A 16,336-nucleotide genomic window follows, 5' to 3' on the forward strand; every position below is an offset into this window, starting at 1 on the left:
CGCGGGGCGGGGGGGGAAACACGACCCCCCCCCCCCCGCCGCCGGACGTTCGTACGAAACGGGACGTCGTTCGTACGACCGGGGCGTCGTTCGTACGGCCCGGTCAGGCCTCGGGCAGGAGCGTCCCGAGCGGCCCCAGGTCAAGGTTGAGGTCCTCGGCCGTCAGCCCGAAGTGATCCTTCAAGCGCTCCATGGCCTCGTCGAGCCGCATCAGCGCCAGGCCCAGCTGCTCGACCTGGTCGTCGGTGAGGCTCTCGTCCTCCTCGACGCGGCGCAGGGCCTGCTTCTCCATCAGCTGCCGGATCAGCTCGATCACGGTCAGGACCAGGGCCGCGAGGTCGTGCTCGACGGTCTCCGGGTCCGTCCGCAGCCGTTCAGTGAGGGAGGATGTCATCGTATTCCTCTTTAACCGTCGTGATCAGGGCCCGCAGCGACACCCGGACGAGGTCGATCTCGGCGATCGAGATGACGACGTCACCGGCGATCACCACGCCGCCCGCGAGCAGGCGGTCCAGCAGATCGACGAGCGCGATCCGCTCGGACGGCAGCGCCCGCGGGTCCTGCCGGACCGCCACGGCGCGCTCGACGTCCTCCCCCACGCTCACGACGACGCGTCCAGTTCGGTGAAGGAGTACGCGGGCCAGGGGCCGGTGAGCTCGATGCGTACGCCGGGCATCCGGGCCGCCAGCTCGTCGGCGGCGGCGGCCAGGGTCTCGGCGCGGTCCTCATCGAGCAGGTACGCCACGTTGAGGATCATGGTCCCCTCGTGCCCGGACAGGCGCGGGTCCTGCGGCGGGTGCTGCCGGCTCGCCACCGCGTGCTCGGACAGCGTGGCGTGGATCTCCTGCGCCTGCTCGGCGAGGCGCCGGGACGCCTCCTCCCGGCTCTGCTGCTGGAGTCGCCGGCGCCGCAGGTAGGCCATGCCGGGCTTCTCGTTAGCGGCGTCGTCCCCGCCGGACGGCTCCTGCGCCGCCTCGGCGGTCCCGTACGCCTTGACGCCCCACTCGACCCGGCCGACGACCCGCCCGAGGACCTCGGTGAGCTCGTCCCTCCGCTCCCGCAGCAGCTCACGGACGCGGTCGTCGTCGCGGTAGACCGTCGCGATCCGCACCGGAGCGGTGGGGGCCGCCCGCGCCACCGTGTCGACGACGTCGTGGTGGGCCCGTGCCGTCGCCTCCAGCCACTGCAGGCTCTCCAGGTTGCGCCGCAGCGCCGTCTCCCCGAACTCCTCCAGGTCGACGGTGCTGACGAGCGCCGTGAACCCGGCGTCCGCGACGGTGCGCACCGGGGCGCCGGCCACGCCGGGGAGGTCGCGGAGGGTGTCGGGTGAGAGGTCCTGCGCCACTCCGTACAGGTAGACGCCGACGTCAGCCACGATCCGCCTCCGCCTTCTCCTCCGCCTTCTCCTCCACCGCACGGCTCTGGCCGTTCTCCTCGCCGCCCTCGAGCGCGGCGAGGCGCTCACGCAGCCGGCGGTTCTCCTCGATCACGTCGTTGTGCTTGGAGGAGAGGGTCGGGTCGTGCTCCCACCAGTCGATCCCCATCTCCTTCGCGCGGTCCACGGACGCGATCAGCAGCCGAAGCTTGATCGTCAGCAGCTCGATGTCGAGCAGGTTCACGCGGATGTCGCCGACGACCACGATCCCCTTGTCGAGGATCCGCTCGAGGATGTCGGCCAGATTGGCCGAGGACGGCCCGCTCTGCTGGGGCGCCGCGGAGCGCGAGCCGCCGGCCCACGTCACTTCTGTCATCGTTTGTCCCTATCGAACCGCCCGCGGTAGTAGCGGGCGGTCCTCCGGTATGAGAGCAGGTTGCCCTCGTCGTCGAGTTCGGCCTCGTACACGGCGAGGATGTCGTTGGTGTCCGGGATGCGGCCGGACTCCACGACCTCCACGCCGACCTTCCAGCCGTCGTCGGTCCGTTCCAGCGCGATGACGCCCTCGCTCTCGCGGCCCGTCATCTCGACGACGTGCTCGACGGCCGTGCGCGCGACCTCCTCGGGGGCCAGGCCCTTCTTGCGCCGGCCGTTCCCGCTCCGGCCGCCGCTCCGGCCGCTCTGGCTCCGGCCGTTCTGGCTCTGGCCCCCTTCACTCTGGCCGCTCTGACTCTGGGTGCTTCTGCTCTGGGGCATGGTCACCTACCTCCGGCGAGACCCCTCTGCCAGCAGGTTCACCAGCTCCTCCTCCTGGCGAGCGGCCTCCTCTTCGCTGATCTCGCCAGCGTCACGGGCCTCGGCCACCTCTTCGAGAAGGCGGACGATGCGCTGGGGGTCGTACAGCTGGCGTTCGGCCTGTTCCTGTACCTGTTCGGCGAGCCATACGACCCCCCGCACCGGGGCCAGCGGCAACAGCACCAGCCCCGAGAAGAGTCCCATGTCAGCTCTCCTGGCCGACGAAGTCGTACGGCGGCAGGGGCCCGGCGAAGCGCAGGCGGATGCGCCCGTCGATCTCCTTGCCGACCTCGTCGACGAGCTTCTCGAACTCCTCGCGCTCCTTGCGGTCGATGAGGAAGCCGGCGTCCAGGACGTCGTCCTCGCGGGACAGCTCGCGCTGCGCGACCGCCGTGGCGCGGGGCGCCAGGGCGTCGAGCAGGCCCTGCCCGTCGTTCTCGCGGCGCCGGGTGAAGGCCTGCGCGATGAGCTCGCCGAGGCGTACCCGGTCGTAGTAGGCCGCGTCCTCGGGGAGCTCGCGGACCCGCTGGTTGAGCTCGGCGATCTCCGGCTCGTCCTGCACCATCTCGCGCAGCACGGCGTCCTCGACGTACCGCGCCTTGATCCGCACCTCGACCTGGCCGCGCAGGGACCCGAGCTGTTCGACGAACGTGTCCTCGTGGGGGCTGAGGAGCTCCTCGACGACGGCGTCCCGGTCGGTCAGCGCGCCGCCGAAGCGGAAGGGCAGGACGGTCCCGCCCGCCTCGACCACCTGCTGGAGGACGGCCTGGTGGGCCATGAGGTCGTCACGCGTGCCGAGGGGCCGGTCGGCGGCCAGGTCGCTCACCAGGGCGGCGCAGCGTCCGTGGGTGACCAGGGACACCTCCTGGCCGTCGATCCCCGTCAGCGTTCCGGGGACCTCCACGTCGGCGTCGGTGACGCCGTAGACGTACTGCACGGTCACGACTCCTCCTCGTCGTCTTCGTCCTTCTTCCGGCGGGAGCCGGCCTTCTCCTTGTCCTGGCCGCGGCCGAGGCTGTCGCGGAGCGTCTCACCGGCGCCCTGCAGCGCGCCCCTGGTCTTGCGCTTGGCGCCGCTCTCCGTCATCTGGCCGATCATCTGGGGGAGACCGGCGCTGGAGCCGTCGTTGGCGATGTCGAGGCGGTTGCACGCCTCGGCGAAGCGCAGGTACGTGTCGACGCTGGCGATGACGACGCGCGCGTCGATGCGGAGGATCTCGATGCCGATGAGGGAGACCCGGACGAAGGCGTCGATGACGAGGCCCTTGTCGAGGATCAGCTCGACGACGTCGGCGAGACCGCCGCCGCCACCACCGGAGGACTGTTGTACCGGAGCGCCGCGCTGGGCTATCTGCCCGCTGCCCATGTTCATTCCCTTCTTCGTTGGTCCGGCCGGAACCGGTACCCGCGGTTCGGCCGGCTTGGTCCAGCGGCTACCCGCACAAATCACCTCCAAACAGACAGGGGGTCTACGGCGTCCGTAACCAACGTCCGAGGTCACCGGGCGTGTCGGAGTCGTGTTCGACGGAGCGGAGGCGGGCTTGCACGACGCGTAGAAATGAAGGTTCTAAACCTCCGGAAACTGTCACGCAGCGTTGACGGGCGGCCACGGTCCGGCGAATGTTCCGGGCGCCGAAATACCGGTGGGTTCCGCCGCCGTGACGGCTCGGGGGAAGATATCGGACAGTGCTCGCCTTCGCGGATGGAGTGACGGATGACCGCCCTGCTGACCCTGCACCGGGACGACGACGTGGCCCTGGCCACCGAGGATCTCGTGGCCGGCAGGCCCGTCCGCGACGGCCTGGTCGCACGGGACGACGTGCCGCGCGGTCACAAGGTCGCGCTGCGCGATCTGCCCGCCGGCACCCCGGTGCGCAAGTACGGCCAGGTCATCGGGTTCACGACGCGTCCGGTGGCCGCCGGGGAGCACGTGCACACCCACAACCTCGGCTTCCAGATCTTCGACCGGGAGTACGAGTACGGCGTCGCCGCCCGGCCCGAGGAGAGGGTGCCCGCCGGGGAACGGGCGACCTTCGACGGGATCGTCCGGTCCGACGGCCGCGTGGCCACCCGCAACCACATCGGCGTCCTCACCGCGGGGGGCCACTCGGTGACGGTCGCCCGGCGGATCGCCGAGCGGTTCCGCAGGCAGGAGGGCCTGCCCGGCCTCCTCGACGCCTACCCCGCCGTGGACGGGGTCGTGGCGCTGCCCCACGCCCTCGGCGACGGAACGGCCGGCGAGCACGGCGAGGAGGCCGCCGTGCTGCGGCGCACCCTCACCGGCTACGCGCGCCATCCGAACTTCGCCGGCTTCCTCGTCCTCGGCCGTGAGGCCGGCCGGGTACGGTCCCTCGCCGAAGAGTGGGGAGTCGGTGCGGACACGCCCGTGGTGGCGATGGCGCTCCAGGAGTCCGGCGGCACCCGGGCGGCGGTCGCCGAGGGGGTCGCCCGGATCACGGACCTGCTGCCGGCGGCGAACACCGTGAGCCGGCGGCCCGTACCGGCCTCCGAACTCGTCCTGGCGATGGAGTGCGGCGGCTCGGACGGCTACTCCGGCATCACCGCGAACCCCGCCCTCGGCGCCGCCGCGGACCTGCTGATCCGGCACGGCGGCACCGCGGTGTTCGGGGAGACGCCGGAGATCTACGGCGCCGAGCACCTGCTCGTACGGCGCGCGGTCAGCCGTGCGGTCGGGGAAAAGCTCGTCCGAAGGGTCCGTTGGTGGGAGGAGTACACCGCCCGCCACGGAGGCTCGATGGACAACAACCCGTCCCCCGGCAACAAGGCCGGCGGTCTGACCACCATCCTGGAGAAGTCGCTCGGCGCGGCCGCCAAGGGCGGTCAGTCCAACCTGGCCGACGTCGTGGAGTACGCCGAACCCGTCACCGCCAAGGGCCTGGTGTTCATGGACACGCCCGGCTACGACCCGGTCAACGCGACCGGGATGGTGGCCGGGGGCGCGCACGTGCTGTGCTTCACGACGGGCCGCGGGTCGGTGTTCGGGTGCAAGCCGGCGCCCAGTCTCAAGCTCGCCACCAACACGCCGCTGTACGAGCGGATGACCGACGACATGGACCTCAACTGCGGCCTGATCGCCGACGGGGAGTGCGACGTCGCCGAGATGGGCCGGCGGATCTTCGATCTCGTCCTGGCGACCGCGTCCGGCCGCCGCACGCGCAGCGAGGAGCTCGGCTTCGGCGACGAGGAGTTCGTGCCCTGGCGGCTCGGCACGGTGAGGTGAGGCGGCCGAGCTCAGATCTCGGTTTCGACACCGATCACAACAGCGCCTTGGTGCGTCCTTTACCTGTTCTGTACCTTTGCTGCTCCAATGGACCGTGTACGGAGACGGGGATAGATGGACTTCCAGACGTTCCAGGGGCAGCGACGGCTGCTGATCCGCCAGCGCGTGCGGCTGATGGTGAACCAGTACGAGGTGCACGCCGAGAACCCGGACGGGTCCGAGGGCGAGCTCATCGCCTTCGCCCAGCAGAAGCGCCTGGCGTTCAAGGAGCAGGTCACCTTCTACAGCGACGACGCCAAGCAGCACCCGCTCTTCGGCTTCAAGGCCCGGCAGCGCCTCGACCTCGGCGCGACGTACGACGTCACCGACCCGGGCGGGCAGGCGATCGGCAACTTCCGCAAGGACTTCAAGGCCTCGCTGCTGGCCTCCACCTGGCACCTGGAGCAGCCGGGCCTCGGCGTGACGACCGGCTCGGAGCGCAGCAAGTTCGTCGCGATCCTGCGCCGTGTCTGGGACTTCATCCCCTACGTGGACAGCCTCCCGTTCGCCTGGCCGTACCACTTCGACTTCGCCGCGAACGGGCAGGAGACGTTCTCGGTGGACAAGAAGTTCGCGCTGCGCGACAAGTACGTCGTCGACATCAAGGACCCGCGCCTGGACCGTCGCCTGGTCATCGCCCAGGCGGTCGCCCTGGACGCCCTTCAGCACCGCTGATCCCGCCGTCGGGCGGCCCGGCGGTGGACAGGCCGCCGGGCCGCTCGGCGCGTGGGAGGTCCGGCCGGTGACGCGCCGGCCGGACCCCTGCTCAGCGGACGAGGACCGGCGCCGACAGCGGCAGGTTCCGCGAGGAGTCGCCGACCGAGACCAGGTGGCGGCCGCCGACGGTGGTCCACCGCTGCGACGCGGCGTCCCAGACGGAGAACGCCCGCGCGTCCAGCGGCACCGTCACACGTGTGGTCCGGCCCGGGCGCAGCGTCACCTTCACGAAGCCCTTGAGCTGCCTCGGCGGCTCACCGGCGGACGGCGGCGCCGAGACGTAGACCTGGGCGACCTCGGCACCCGTACGGGATCCGGTGTTGCGGACGTCCACGCTCACCGTCACCCGGCCGTGCCCGTCCGGGTGCGGCGACACCTTCAGGTGACGGAACGCGAAGCTCGTGTACGACAGGCCGTACCCGAAGGGGAACAGCGGCTGCTCGCCCTGCGCGTCGTACCAGCGGTAGCCGACCTCCAGCCTCTCGGAGTAGTTCACGTCGCCGTTCACGCCCGGGTACCGGTCCGGCGTGCTCGTGGGCGTCTGGCTCTCGCTGCGCGGAAAGGTGACGGGCAGCTTGCCGGAGGGGTTCACGTCGCCGAACAGCAGCGCCGCGAGCGCGTTGCCGTCCTCCTCGCCCGGGTACCAGGCCTCGAGGACGGCGGGGACGCCGTCGAGCCACGGCATCAGCACGGGCGCGCCGCTGTCGAGGACGACGATCGTGTGCGGGTTCGCCGCGACGACGGAGCGGACGAGCAGGTCCTGGCCGGCGGGCAGGGACAGGCTCGTACGGTCCGTCCCCTCCTTCTCCGCGTCGCCCACGATCACGACGGCGACGTCCGAGGAGCCGGCCAGCTTCACCGCCTCGGCCGGGTCGGAGCCGTCCGAGCTCCGGACGGTGACGCCCGCGCCGGCCCTCTTCGCGATGCCCTCGACCGGGCTGACGGTGTACAGCGGATCGACGTGCGAGCTTCCGCCGCCGCCCGGGTGCGCCACCTGGGCGTACGGCCCGACCACCGCGATCGAGTGCAGAGCGCTCGCCTTGAGAGGCAGGGTCGCGCCGGTGTTCTTCAGCAGCACGGCGGTCTGCTCGGCCACCGACCGCGCCACCACTCCCCCGGCCGCCGCGTCGATGGGCGTGACCGTCCGCGGGTGGTCGAACAGCCCGGCGCGGATCTCGACGGCGAGCCTGCGCTCGATCATCGTGTCGAGCTGCCGCATGCTCACCTCGCCGTCGAGGACGGCCTGCTTGAGCTCCTCGTCGTACGGGCCGTTGTCCCGCAGTTCGAGGTCCTGCCCGGCGTCCGCGGAGCCGACCGCGGTGTGCGTGGCGCTGGCGTCGGACTGGACGAAACCCCGGAAGCCCCACTGGCCGCGCAGCACGTCCGTCAGCAGGTGCTTGTTCTCGCACATGAACGAGCCGTCGACCGAGGGATAGGCGCACATCACCGAGGCGACGTGCCCCTCCTTCACCGCCGCCTCGAACGCGGGCAGGTGGATCTCGTGGAGGGTGCGGTCGTCGATGTTCTCGTTGATGGTCTTGCGGCCGGTCTCCTGGTCGTTGGCCGCGTAGTGCTTCACCTCGGCCAGCACGCCCTGGCTCTGGATGCCCTGGATGTTCGCCACGGCGAGCCGGCCGGCGAGGTAGGGGTCCTCGCCGTAGTTCTCGAACGCCCGGCCGTTCCGGTAGACGCGGACCATGTTGACGTCGGGCGCCTCCAGGAGGCTGTGACCGACGTTCGCGGTCTCCCTGCCCTCGACGACGCCGTACCGGCGGGCCAGCTCCGGATCGAAGCCGGCGGCGAGGGCGACGGGGGCGGGCAGCGCCGTGGCGTCGGGCTGGGTCCCCACCGCGCCGGTGCCGACGCCCGCCGGGCCGTTGCTGATGAGGAAGTCGGGGATGCCGAGCCGGGGGATGCCGGGCACCAGCCGGGAGATCCCGCCGGCGCCCTTGCCGGTGGTGTGCGTCTGCGTGATCTTCTCGTCCAGCGTCATCTGCGCGACGAGTGCCGCGGCACGCTGCTCCGGCGTGGGCGCGGGGAACCGCCCGGCCAGGGCGGCCGGCGCGGCGGCGAGCGGCCCGATCAGTGCGGCCACCGCCGCGATCGCGACGGGCAGGCGTCTCAATGGTCCTCCTCGAAGGTCAGGAGCTGGGGACCACCAAAACACCAAGACATCCGATGAGTCAATGAATCTGACATTCGAGTCAGAAAGGGGCGCAACCGTACCTGGCGATCACTCGTCCGGATCGACCGGAGGTCTCTCCTACCGCCCCGTGCTGTCCAGGTACTGCAGGACGGCGGCGACGCGGCGGTCGGTGTGCTCGGTCGGCCGCAGGTCCAGCTTGGCGAAGATGTTGCGGATGTGCTTGTGCACCGCGCCCTCGGTCACGACCAGGCGCTTGGCGATGGCGATGTTGCCGAGCCCCTCGGCCATGAGCGCCAGCACGTCGCGTTCGCGCGGCGTCAGCCGGTCCAGGGGATCGTCGGCGCGCCGGTGCGCGAACAGCTGGGCCACGAGCTCCGGGTCGATGGCCGTGCCGCCCTCGGCGACCCGGTGCAGGGCCTCGAGGAACCGCTCGACCCGTCCGACCCGCTCCTTCAGCAGGTAGCCGATGCCGTTCGTGCCCTCGGCGAGCAGGTCGGTCGCGAAGCTCTCCTCGACGTACGCCGACAGCACGAGGACGGCGAGCTTCGGGTGGCGGCGCCGGGCCGCCACGGCCGCCTTGATGCCCTCGTCGGTGTGGGTGGGCGGCATGCGCACGTCGACGATGGCGATGTCGGGCGGGGCCTCGTCGACGGCGGCGAGGAAGGCGTCCGGCGTGTCGACGGCGGCGAGGACCTCGAACCCCTCCCCGCGCAGCAGCAGTTGGAGCCCGGCGCGGAGCAGGGCGTCGTCCTCGGCGATCACAACACGCACGGCAACTCCACCTCGAGAACGGTCGGCCCGCCCGGCGGGCTGGTCAGGGTCATGTGGCCGTCGTGCGCCTCGACGCGGCGGCGGATGCCGACGACGCCGCTCCCGGCGTTCTCGTCGGCGCCACCGCGCCCGTCGTCCTCGACGCGCAGGAACAGCCGGTCCCGGGTCTGGCGCACCTCGACGGTCGCGTGCCGGGCGTGACTGTGCTTGGAGATGTTGGTGAGGGCCTCGGCGACGACGAAGTACGCGGTCGCGTCGACGGAGGCGGGCCGGGAGCCGTGCACGTCGGCCGACACGCGGCAGGGCACGGCGCACCCGGCCGCCAGCGCGGCCAGCGCGCCGCCGAGCCCCCGCTGTTCGAGCACGGGCGGGAGGATGCCGCGGACGACCGCGCGCAGCTCCGCGAGCGCCTGCTCGGCCGCCGACTGCGCCTGCTCCAGGGCGCCGTCCGCGAGGGCGGGGTCGTTCTTCAGCGCCCGCCGCGCGGCGCCCAGCAGGACGACCACGCCGACGAGCCGGTTCTGCGTGCCGTCGTGCAGGGAGCGCTCGATCCGGCGCAGTTCGGCGGTGTGGGCGTCGAGGGCGGCGGCACGCGTCGCCGTCAGTTCCGCGACCCGCGCGGACAGGTCGATGCTCGGATGGGGCGCGAGCAGGCGCCTCCCGGGCCGCGCCTGCAGGCGGGCCATCGCCGGGCCCAGGCCGACCAGGATCGCCACCCACCCGGCGCCCAGGGAGACGCTGGACACCATCCCGGTCCATCCGCCGGCGGAGATGCCCACCGAGGTGGTGACCTCGCCGGGCGGCAGCGCCCACGAGTAGAGCGGGCGGGTGAGGTCCTCGATCGCGAGCAGCGGCAGGAGCGCACCGAACAGGCCGAGGACGAGCCCGAACACCGCGTGGGTGAACAGCCAGCGCAGGTCGCGCGTGGTCGCCGGGTCCCTGGCGGCGGCGCGGAGGCGGGCGGACCAGCCGCTCGGCCACGCGTCGTACGGGCTGATGATCTCCTCGCCCCACCGGCTCAGCCGCTCGCGCTCCCGGTCGGCGACCGCGCGCACGGCGGCGAGCGCCCACGGCAGCAGCGGCAGCCCGACGCCGACGAGGCAGAGGACGCCGACGACGATCAGCACGAGGGCGGTGAGCAGGGCGAGGGTCGCGGTGCCGAGGCCGCCGACCAGCCGCGCGAGCGCCTCGATCGGGTCGCGCAGCGCGCGTCTGAGCGCGCCGTCGTTCCCGTCCGCCATCCGTTCCTCCCCGAAGATCGGTAGCCACTTTATGACGGATAGCGACCGTTGGTGACGTAACGCCCGAAGAGTGGTGCCTGCTGTACCACGACCGGGTAGCACGTGGGATCGCCGCAGGTCACAGCCGTCCGTAGCGTCGGGGTCAGACCTAAGGGAGGATTCACGATGAACGACCCATACCGGCTCAGCGGCCCCCGGACGGACCCCGGCACTCCGGACCGGAACGGCATCGGCGCGCGACGCGCGCTCCTCTGGACGGTCCTGGTGGTCAGCGCCGCCGGGAACGCCGTGACCTCGATGAGCGGGCTGCCCGTCGCGGTGAGCGTGTCATGCGGCGTCGTGACCATTCTGTGCATCGCCGGCCTGCTCGCGGACCGGTCCCGGCGGAGGCGGGCGTGAGACGGCGCGAGGCGGCCGGCGTCCGGACGGCGGAGGCGGGCGTGAGACGGCGGGAGGCGGCCGGCGTCCGGCAGGCGCCCACGGGCGAGGTGATCGGCCTGGACCGGGTCACGAAGGTGTACCGCACGGGCACGGTCGCGGTCACCGCGCTCGACGACGTGTCGCTGACCGTGCCCCGCGGAACGTTCCTCGCCGTGATGGGGCCGTCCGGGTCCGGCAAGAGCACGCTGCTGCAGGTCGCGGCCGGGCTGGACACCCCGACATCGGGCACGGTCACGGTCGGCGGCACGGACGTCTCCGGCCTGAACGAGGCCCGGCGCACCGTGCTCCGCCGCGACCGGATCGGCTTCGTGTTCCAGGGGTACAACCTGCTCCCGGCGTTCACCGTCGAGCAGAACGTCACCCTCCCGCTGCGCCTGGCCGGCCGTGCCCCCGACCGGGACTGGATCCGCGCGCTGGTCGGCCGCACCGGCCTGGCAGAGGTCCTGCACCGGCGCCCCGCGGAGCTGTCCGGCGGCCAGCAGCAGCGCGTGGCGATCGTCCGCGCGCTGGCCGCGCGGCCCGACATCGTGTTCGCCGACGAGCCGACCGGCGCGCTGGACGTCCGCAGCTCCGGCGGCGTCCTCACGCTCCTCCGCGAGATCGTCGACGAACTCGGCCAGACCATCGTGATGGTCACCCACGACCCGGCCGCGGCGGCCCGCGCCCACGAGGTCCTGATCATGGCCGACGGCCGCATCGTGGACGTGATGCGCGAGCCCGGCGCGCCGGCGCTCGCCGCCCGGCTCACCTCGCTGGGAGCCCGATGATGCTGCGGATCTCGCTTCTCCTGACCCGCGGCCGGACCGGCGCGCTGGTCGCGATCGTCGGCGCGGTGCTGGGCGGGGCCGCGTTCCTGACGGCCACGGGCGTGCTGGCGGAGTCCGGCCTGCGCTCGCACCTGCCCGTCGAACGTCTCGCCGGGGCGGACGTCGTCGTCGCCGCCCGGCAGTCGGTCGCCCAGGACGGGGACCTGGACGAACCGCTGCCCGAACGCGCGCCGGTCCCGGCGCGGCCGGCCGGCCTGCTGGCCGCGCTGCCCGGCGTCGCCTCCGCCGTCGGCGACCTGAGCCTGCCCGCCGCCGTCATCGGGCGGAACGGCGCCGTCGTCGACGCCGGAGATCCGCGTACCGCCGGGCACGGCTGGTCGTCCCGGACGCTACCGGGGCCCGGTTCCTTCCAGGGCACTCCCCCGGCCGGCTCCGGAGACGTGGCGCTCGACGCCGCCACCGCGGCGCGCGCCGGCGTCCACCCCGGCGACCGGGTGACGGTCGTGGCCGCCGGCCGGCGGGGCGGCTACCGGGTGTCCGCCGTCGTCGACGGCCCGCCCGCCGTCTACTTCGGCGACGCCGTCGCGGCCCACCTGGCGGGCCGGGACGCGGGCCCGAGGCGCGGAACGGTCGACCTGGTGGCGCTGCGCGCCGCGAAGGGCACCGATCCGGGTGCCCTGGCCGCCCGCGTCCGCGGCGCCCTGCGGGCGGACGGCCACGGCGACCTCACGGTGGCGTCGGGCAGGGCGCGCGGCGACGTGGAGGAGCCGGAGGCGGCGACGGGCCGTACGGTGCTGTTCCTGCTCGCCGGCTCGATCGGCGGGGTCGTGCTGATGATCGTCGGTTTCGTCGTCGCGGGCGCGCTCTCGGTGTCGATCGCCGGGCAGCGCCGCGACCTGGCCCTCCTGCGGGCCGTCGGCGCCACGCCGCGGCAGGTCCGCCGCCTCATCGCCGCCCAGACCGGGGTGGTGGCGCTGCTTCCGCTGCCCTTCGGCGTGGCGCTCGGATACGTCCTCGCCGGCCGGTTCGGCGGCCTGCTGGCCGACCACGGCGTGTTGCCGAGACGCCTGCCCCTCGCCTGGAGCCCGCTCCCGGCCGTCGCGGCGGTCCTGCTGCTGTCCGTCGCGGTGCGGGTGTCGGCGCTGGGCGCCGCGTTCCGCACGTCGCGGATGGCGGCGACCGAGGCCGTCGCCGAGTCGCGCGCCGAGCCCCGTACGCCGTCGGCCGTGCGCACCCGGATCGGGCTGCTGATCATCCTGGCCGGGATGACGCTGAGCGTGGTGCCGCTGTTCCTGCGCACCGCCGAGGCGACGGCCGCGACCGGCTCGGCCGGTCTCCTGGCGGTCATCGGACTCGGCCTCGCGGGCCCGGCCCTCGTCCAGCGCGGCAGCGGCGCGCTGCTGCGGCGGCTGCCGCCCCGCACGTCTCCGGCCACCTGGCTGGCCGTCGGCAACGGCCACGGTTACGCGCTGCGGGTCGGCGGCGCGGTGACGGCGCTCGGCATGGCGGTGACGTTCACGCTGAGCTACGCGCTCACGCAGACCACGCTGCTGGCCGCGACCACCCACCAGGCGAGGGCGGCGACGCACGCCGACGTCACGGTCACCGCGCCCGCGCTCGGCGGGGTCCCCGCGGGCCTGGCCGACGAGATCCGCGCGACGCCCGGCGTCGCGGCCGCCGTGCCGGTGGCCACGACGACCGTCCTGTGGCCGTACCGCGAGGACGGCGACCGGACCGTCGCGTCGTACCAGGCGCTCGTCGCCGGACCGGACCTCCCGGCCGTCCTCGACCTGAAGCGGCGCGCCGGCGACCTGGGCCGGCTGACCGGCGCCACCATCGCGGTGAGCAGGACCACCGCGATGGCCCGGGGCGCCGGGGTCGGCGATCGCGTCACCGTGATCCTCGGCGACGGAACGCGGGCCGCCGCCCAGGTGGTCGCGTCGTACGACCGCAGCCTCGGCTTCGGGGACGTCGTCGTCTCCCGCGACCTGGCCGCCGGTCACACGACGGCCGACCTGGTGGACCGGATCCTGGTCCGCGCCGTGCCCGGGCGGGCCGAGGCGGTACGCCACTCGCTCACCGCGCTCGCCGCGCGGGAGCCGGGCGTACGGGCCGACGACGCGCGCGGCGCGATCAGGAACGCGCCGACGCCCCCGGAGGTCTGGGTGAACGTCGTCGTGCTCGCCGTGCTCTTGGGCTACGTCCTGCTCGCGGTGGCGAACCGGCTGGCGGCCGCCGCGGCGCAGCGCCGCGACGAGTTCACGGCGCTCCGGCTGATCGGGGCCACTCCCCGGCAGATCGTCGCGATGGTACGGCGCGAGGCGGCGCTGGTCGCGGTCGCGGCCGTCGGCGCGGGGGCGGCGTTGTCCGTGGTGCCGCTGGCCCTGCTGGGCGCGGGGTTCCTCGGCCGGCCCTGGGCCGCCGGGCCGGTCTGGCTCCTGCCGGCCTGCGCCGCCACGGTCGCGGGCATCGCCTGGCTCGCCACGGAGATCCCGGTACGCGGCGCGCTCCGGGCCGCCCCCGCGGACGTCCTCGCCCAACGCTCCTGACCCGCCACCCGCGAGCCGGCGGGCAGGCCCATGAGCCGGATGGGCGGCCGCCCTCGGTCTGTGCGCCGAGGATTCTGGTGGTGGGGGCGACCAGAATCCTCGGCGGTGACCGGAGCGGCAGTCGGCTGATCGGGGTGAACCTCATGTAACGGGACATCGTTGACGGGGTGACGGTGCCGCTCCTAACCTGCTACCGACCGGTCGGTATGTCCGTCGGAAGGGCCGTGATGTTCGCCAGCACGATGCAGGAGTTCCCCCTCACCGTTTCCGCGATTCTGCGGCACGGCGCCCGCGTGTACGGCGGGAGCGAATGCGTGACCTGGAAGGGCGGCGGGGAGCCGCGCCGGGCGTCGTACCGGCAGGTGGCGGAGAACGCCGAACGGCTCGCCGCGGCCCTGACCCGGCTCGGCGTGGGCGCGGGCGACCGGGTGGCGACCTTCTGCTGGAACAACCAGGAGCACCTGGAGGCGTACTTCGCCGTCCCGGGGATGGGCGCGGTGCTGCACACGCTGAACATCCGGCTGTTCCCCGACCAGCTCGCGCACATCATCGGGCACGCCGAGGACCGGTTCATCCTCGTCGACGACACCCTCGTCCCCCTGCTCGCCCGGGTCGCCGACCGGCTGCCGACCGTCGAGGCGTTCATCGTCGTGGGCGACGGCGACGCGTCCGCGCTGGGCGACGCGCGCGTGCTGCGCTACCACGAGCTGCTGGCGGCCGAGGAGCCCGGGTTCGACTGGCCGGAGCTGGACGAGCGGTCGGCCGCGTCGATGTGCTACACCAGCGGCACGACGGGCGACCCGAAGGGCGTGGTCTACTCACACCGTTCGACGTTCCTGCACGCCATGGTGGCCATGTCGGCGTCGCTGATGGGCATCACCGATGCGGACCGCGTGCTGGCGATCGTGCCGATGTTCCACGTCAACGCCTGGGGCCTGCCGTACGCCGCGTTCCTGTCCGGCGCCACGCTGCACATGCCCGGCCCGTTCCTCCAACCGGAGCACCTCACCGCGTTCATCGCCGCCGAGCGGAGCACCGTCTCCTCGGCCGTGCCGACCATCTGGAGCGCGATCCTCAACTACGGCGCCGACCACGAGCTCGACCTGTCCTCGCTGCGGGCCGGCACCTCCGGCGGCGCCGCCGCGCCCCGCGCGCTCCTGGAGGGCTTCGAGCAGAAGTACGGCCTCCGGATCATCCAGGGCTGGGGCATGACCGAGACGAGCCCGCTCGGCGGCATGGCCTTCCCTCCGCCCGGCGTCGAGCCGGGCACCACGGAGGACGTCGACTGGCGCCTCAAGTCGGGCCGCGTGGCGGCGGGCGTGGAGATGCGGATCGTCGACGCGGCGGGCGAGGAGCTCCCCTGGGACGGCGAGTCCGTCGGCGAGATCGAGGTGCGCGGGCCGTGGATCACCGGCTCGTACCACCGCGACCCGGCGCCGGAGAAGTTCCACGACGGGTGGCTGCGCACCGGTGACATCGGCACCATCGACGACCGCGGCTTCTTCCAGATCACGGACCGCGCGAAGGACGTCATCAAATCCGGCGGCGAGTGGATCTCCTCGGTCGAGCTGGAGAACCACCTGGTCTCCCACCCGGCGGTGCTCGAAGCCGCGGTGATCGGCATCCCGGACCCGCGCTGGGACGAGCGCCCGCTGGCCTTCGTCGTCCTGCGCGACGGCGCCTCGGCGACCGCGGCCGAGCTGGCCGACTTCCTGTCCGGCAAGGTGGCGCGCTGGCAGGTCCCGGAGAACTGGGCGTTCGTCGGGGAGATCCCCAAGACGACGGTCGGCAAGTTCGACAAGAAGCCGCTGCGCGCCCGCTACCGCGCCGACGAGGTCAAGGTCGAACGCCTCTGACGGCCGCACCCCAACGGAACGATCACCCCATGTGACCGATCAGCTCGTCCAGGGCAGGCTTGCTCACCGGTCGTTCAGGGCAGGCCCGCTCACCGGCGTGGGGGCGGGCCCGGTCAGCCGCCTTGCAGGCGCTTGCTGCGGCCCTGCAGCTCGTCGATCAGCTCGGACGCCTGCGCCTTGGACAGGTTCTCCGGCACGTCCTCGCCCGCCTCGCGGGCGAGAGTGCGCAGGTAGGACTCCTGCGGTCCGGTCATCGGCTCGTCCCCCGTCGCCCAGTCCTCCGGGTCCTTCTCCACCGGCCGTTCACTCATGCCCCCTCCTCAATCCTCGAACTCAGGTTCGATGCACTACCCGGTCCGATGCCTGCCAACCCCGTCCCACCGGGCGGCAAGATATCGA

General features: G+C 73.0%; 18 protein-coding genes. 6 read left to right on the forward strand and 12 right to left on the reverse strand.

Translation table 11 applies throughout. The features are described from left to right. Positions 1 to 103 precede the first annotated feature (103 nt). From NE234_RS27825 to gvpJ, 8 genes are read right to left on the reverse strand one after another with little or no spacing between them, the layout of a single operon-like run. Positions 104 to 394, reverse strand: a complete 291-nt coding sequence (locus NE234_RS27825) for a gas vesicle protein K (protein WP_252783625.1) — start codon at positions 392 to 394, stop codon at positions 104 to 106. Next, positions 375 to 605 (reverse strand): gas vesicle protein, encoded by a 231-nt coding sequence (locus NE234_RS27830; RefSeq protein WP_252783626.1) that lies wholly within the window; start codon positions 603 to 605, stop codon positions 375 to 377. The genes NE234_RS27825 and NE234_RS27830 overlap by 20 nt, the downstream gene beginning before the upstream one ends. Beyond that, entirely contained in the window at positions 602 to 1,375 is a 774-nt protein-coding gene (locus NE234_RS27835; RefSeq protein ID WP_252783627.1) for a GvpL/GvpF family gas vesicle protein, read from the reverse strand. Before NE234_RS27835 ends, NE234_RS27830 begins: the two co-directional genes overlap by 4 nt. Next, positions 1,368 to 1,751 carry a gas vesicle protein gene (locus NE234_RS27840; protein ID WP_252783628.1) on the reverse strand — a complete coding sequence of 128 codons (384 nt, stop codon included), beginning with the start codon at positions 1,749 to 1,751 and terminating at the stop codon, positions 1,368 to 1,370. The genes NE234_RS27835 and NE234_RS27840 overlap by 8 nt, the downstream gene beginning before the upstream one ends. Then, positions 1,748 to 2,131 (reverse strand): gas vesicle protein GvpO, encoded by a 384-nt coding sequence (locus NE234_RS27845; RefSeq protein ID WP_252783629.1) that lies wholly within the window; start codon positions 2,129 to 2,131, stop codon positions 1,748 to 1,750. The genes NE234_RS27840 and NE234_RS27845 overlap by 4 nt, the downstream gene beginning before the upstream one ends. A gap of 6 nt (positions 2,132 to 2,137) precedes the next feature. Beyond that, positions 2,138 to 2,374: a gas vesicle protein GvpG gene (locus tag NE234_RS27850; RefSeq protein ID WP_252783630.1), complete on the reverse strand. Its 237-nt coding sequence runs from the start codon at positions 2,372 to 2,374 to the stop codon at positions 2,138 to 2,140. A gap of 1 nt (position 2,375) precedes the next feature. Then, positions 2,376 to 3,113: a GvpL/GvpF family gas vesicle protein gene (locus NE234_RS27855; RefSeq protein WP_252783631.1), complete on the reverse strand. Its 738-nt coding sequence runs from the start codon at positions 3,111 to 3,113 to the stop codon at positions 2,376 to 2,378. Continuing rightward, positions 3,110 to 3,535 (reverse strand): gas vesicle protein GvpJ, encoded by a 426-nt coding sequence (gene gvpJ, locus NE234_RS27860; protein ID WP_252783632.1) that lies wholly within the window; start codon positions 3,533 to 3,535, stop codon positions 3,110 to 3,112. The genes NE234_RS27855 and gvpJ overlap by 4 nt, the downstream gene beginning before the upstream one ends. 348 nt (positions 3,536 to 3,883) lie before the next feature. Between gvpJ and NE234_RS27865 the strand changes: the two genes are divergently transcribed. Next, positions 3,884 to 5,410, forward strand: coding sequence for a UxaA family hydrolase (locus NE234_RS27865; RefSeq protein WP_252783633.1), 1,527 nt, complete (start codon positions 3,884 to 3,886; stop codon positions 5,408 to 5,410). 114 nt (positions 5,411 to 5,524) lie between these two features. Then, positions 5,525 to 6,124, forward strand: coding sequence for an LURP-one-related/scramblase family protein (locus NE234_RS27870; RefSeq protein WP_252783634.1), 600 nt, complete (start codon positions 5,525 to 5,527; stop codon positions 6,122 to 6,124). Positions 6,125 to 6,215: 91 nt separating this feature from the next. On the opposite strand, the gene NE234_RS27875 is transcribed toward NE234_RS27870, so the two are convergent. The 3 genes from NE234_RS27875 to NE234_RS27885 all read right to left on the reverse strand — a co-directional run bounded on the left by NE234_RS27875 (position 6,216) and on the right by NE234_RS27885 (position 10,324). Further along, positions 6,216 to 8,291 (reverse strand): glycoside hydrolase family 3 C-terminal domain-containing protein, encoded by a 2,076-nt coding sequence (locus tag NE234_RS27875; RefSeq protein ID WP_252783635.1) that lies wholly within the window; start codon positions 8,289 to 8,291, stop codon positions 6,216 to 6,218. Positions 8,292 to 8,429: 138 nt separating this feature from the next. Next, on the reverse strand, positions 8,430 to 9,083 hold the full coding sequence (locus NE234_RS27880) for a response regulator (RefSeq protein WP_252783636.1): 654 nt from the start codon (positions 9,081 to 9,083) through the stop codon (positions 8,430 to 8,432). Continuing rightward, complete coding sequence (locus tag NE234_RS27885; RefSeq protein WP_252783637.1) at positions 9,071 to 10,324, reverse strand: sensor histidine kinase; 1,254 nt, start codon at positions 10,322 to 10,324, stop codon at positions 9,071 to 9,073. The genes NE234_RS27880 and NE234_RS27885 overlap by 13 nt, the downstream gene beginning before the upstream one ends. A gap of 165 nt (positions 10,325 to 10,489) precedes the next feature. Between NE234_RS27885 and NE234_RS27890 the strand changes: the two genes are divergently transcribed. The 4 genes from NE234_RS27890 to NE234_RS27905 all read left to right on the forward strand — a co-directional run bounded on the left by NE234_RS27890 (position 10,490) and on the right by NE234_RS27905 (position 15,937). After that, positions 10,490 to 10,723, forward strand: a complete 234-nt coding sequence (locus NE234_RS27890) for a hypothetical protein (RefSeq protein ID WP_252783638.1) — start codon at positions 10,490 to 10,492, stop codon at positions 10,721 to 10,723. Next, positions 10,720 to 11,532, forward strand: a complete 813-nt coding sequence (locus NE234_RS27895) for an ABC transporter ATP-binding protein (protein ID WP_406567081.1) — start codon at positions 10,720 to 10,722, stop codon at positions 11,530 to 11,532. The genes NE234_RS27890 and NE234_RS27895 overlap by 4 nt, the downstream gene beginning before the upstream one ends. After that, positions 11,532 to 14,081: an FtsX-like permease family protein gene (locus NE234_RS27900; protein WP_252783639.1), complete on the forward strand. Its 2,550-nt coding sequence runs from the start codon at positions 11,532 to 11,534 to the stop codon at positions 14,079 to 14,081. Before NE234_RS27895 ends, NE234_RS27900 begins: the two co-directional genes overlap by 1 nt. Positions 14,082 to 14,287: 206 nt before the next feature. Further along, positions 14,288 to 15,937: a long-chain fatty acid--CoA ligase gene (locus NE234_RS27905; RefSeq protein ID WP_252783640.1), complete on the forward strand. Its 1,650-nt coding sequence runs from the start codon at positions 14,288 to 14,290 to the stop codon at positions 15,935 to 15,937. A gap of 113 nt (positions 15,938 to 16,050) precedes the next feature. Here NE234_RS27905 and NE234_RS27910 read toward each other — a convergent pair whose 3' ends face one another. Beyond that, positions 16,051 to 16,248 (reverse strand): DUF3072 domain-containing protein, encoded by a 198-nt coding sequence (locus tag NE234_RS27910; RefSeq protein ID WP_252783641.1) that lies wholly within the window; start codon positions 16,246 to 16,248, stop codon positions 16,051 to 16,053. Between the last annotated feature and the right edge of the window lie 88 nt (positions 16,249 to 16,336).

The sequence above is a fragment of the Actinoallomurus rhizosphaericola genome, assembly GCF_024055675.1.
In the GTDB taxonomy this organism is placed as follows: Bacteria; Actinomycetota; Actinomycetes; order Streptosporangiales; family Streptosporangiaceae; genus Actinoallomurus; species Actinoallomurus soli.

Excerpts from the sequence above, each read along its gene's own strand:
- NE234_RS27850 (WP_252783630.1), bottom strand. The coding sequence starts at position 2,374 with ATGGGACTCTTCTCGGGGCTGGTGCTGTTGCCGCTGGCCCCGGTGCGG.
- NE234_RS27890 (WP_252783638.1), top strand. The coding sequence starts at position 10,490 with ATGAACGACCCATACCGGCTCAGCGGCCCCCGGACGGACCCCGGCACT.
- NE234_RS27840 (WP_252783628.1), bottom strand. The coding sequence starts at position 1,751 with ATGACAGAAGTGACGTGGGCCGGCGGCTCGCGCTCCGCGGCGCCCCAG.
- NE234_RS27865 (WP_252783633.1), top strand. The coding sequence starts at position 3,884 with ATGACCGCCCTGCTGACCCTGCACCGGGACGACGACGTGGCCCTGGCC.
- NE234_RS27905 (WP_252783640.1), top strand. The coding sequence starts at position 14,288 with ATGTCCGTCGGAAGGGCCGTGATGTTCGCCAGCACGATGCAGGAGTTC.
- NE234_RS27870 (WP_252783634.1), top strand. The coding sequence starts at position 5,525 with ATGGACTTCCAGACGTTCCAGGGGCAGCGACGGCTGCTGATCCGCCAG.
- gvpJ (WP_252783632.1), bottom strand. The coding sequence starts at position 3,535 with ATGGGCAGCGGGCAGATAGCCCAGCGCGGCGCTCCGGTACAACAGTCC.
- NE234_RS27900 (WP_252783639.1), top strand. The coding sequence starts at position 11,532 with ATGCTGCGGATCTCGCTTCTCCTGACCCGCGGCCGGACCGGCGCGCTG.
- NE234_RS27845 (WP_252783629.1), bottom strand. The coding sequence starts at position 2,131 with ATGCCCCAGAGCAGAAGCACCCAGAGTCAGAGCGGCCAGAGTGAAGGG.
- NE234_RS27910 (WP_252783641.1), bottom strand. The coding sequence starts at position 16,248 with ATGAGTGAACGGCCGGTGGAGAAGGACCCGGAGGACTGGGCGACGGGG.
- NE234_RS27825 (WP_252783625.1), bottom strand. The coding sequence starts at position 394 with ATGACATCCTCCCTCACTGAACGGCTGCGGACGGACCCGGAGACCGTC.
- NE234_RS27885 (WP_252783637.1), bottom strand. The coding sequence starts at position 10,324 with ATGGCGGACGGGAACGACGGCGCGCTCAGACGCGCGCTGCGCGACCCG.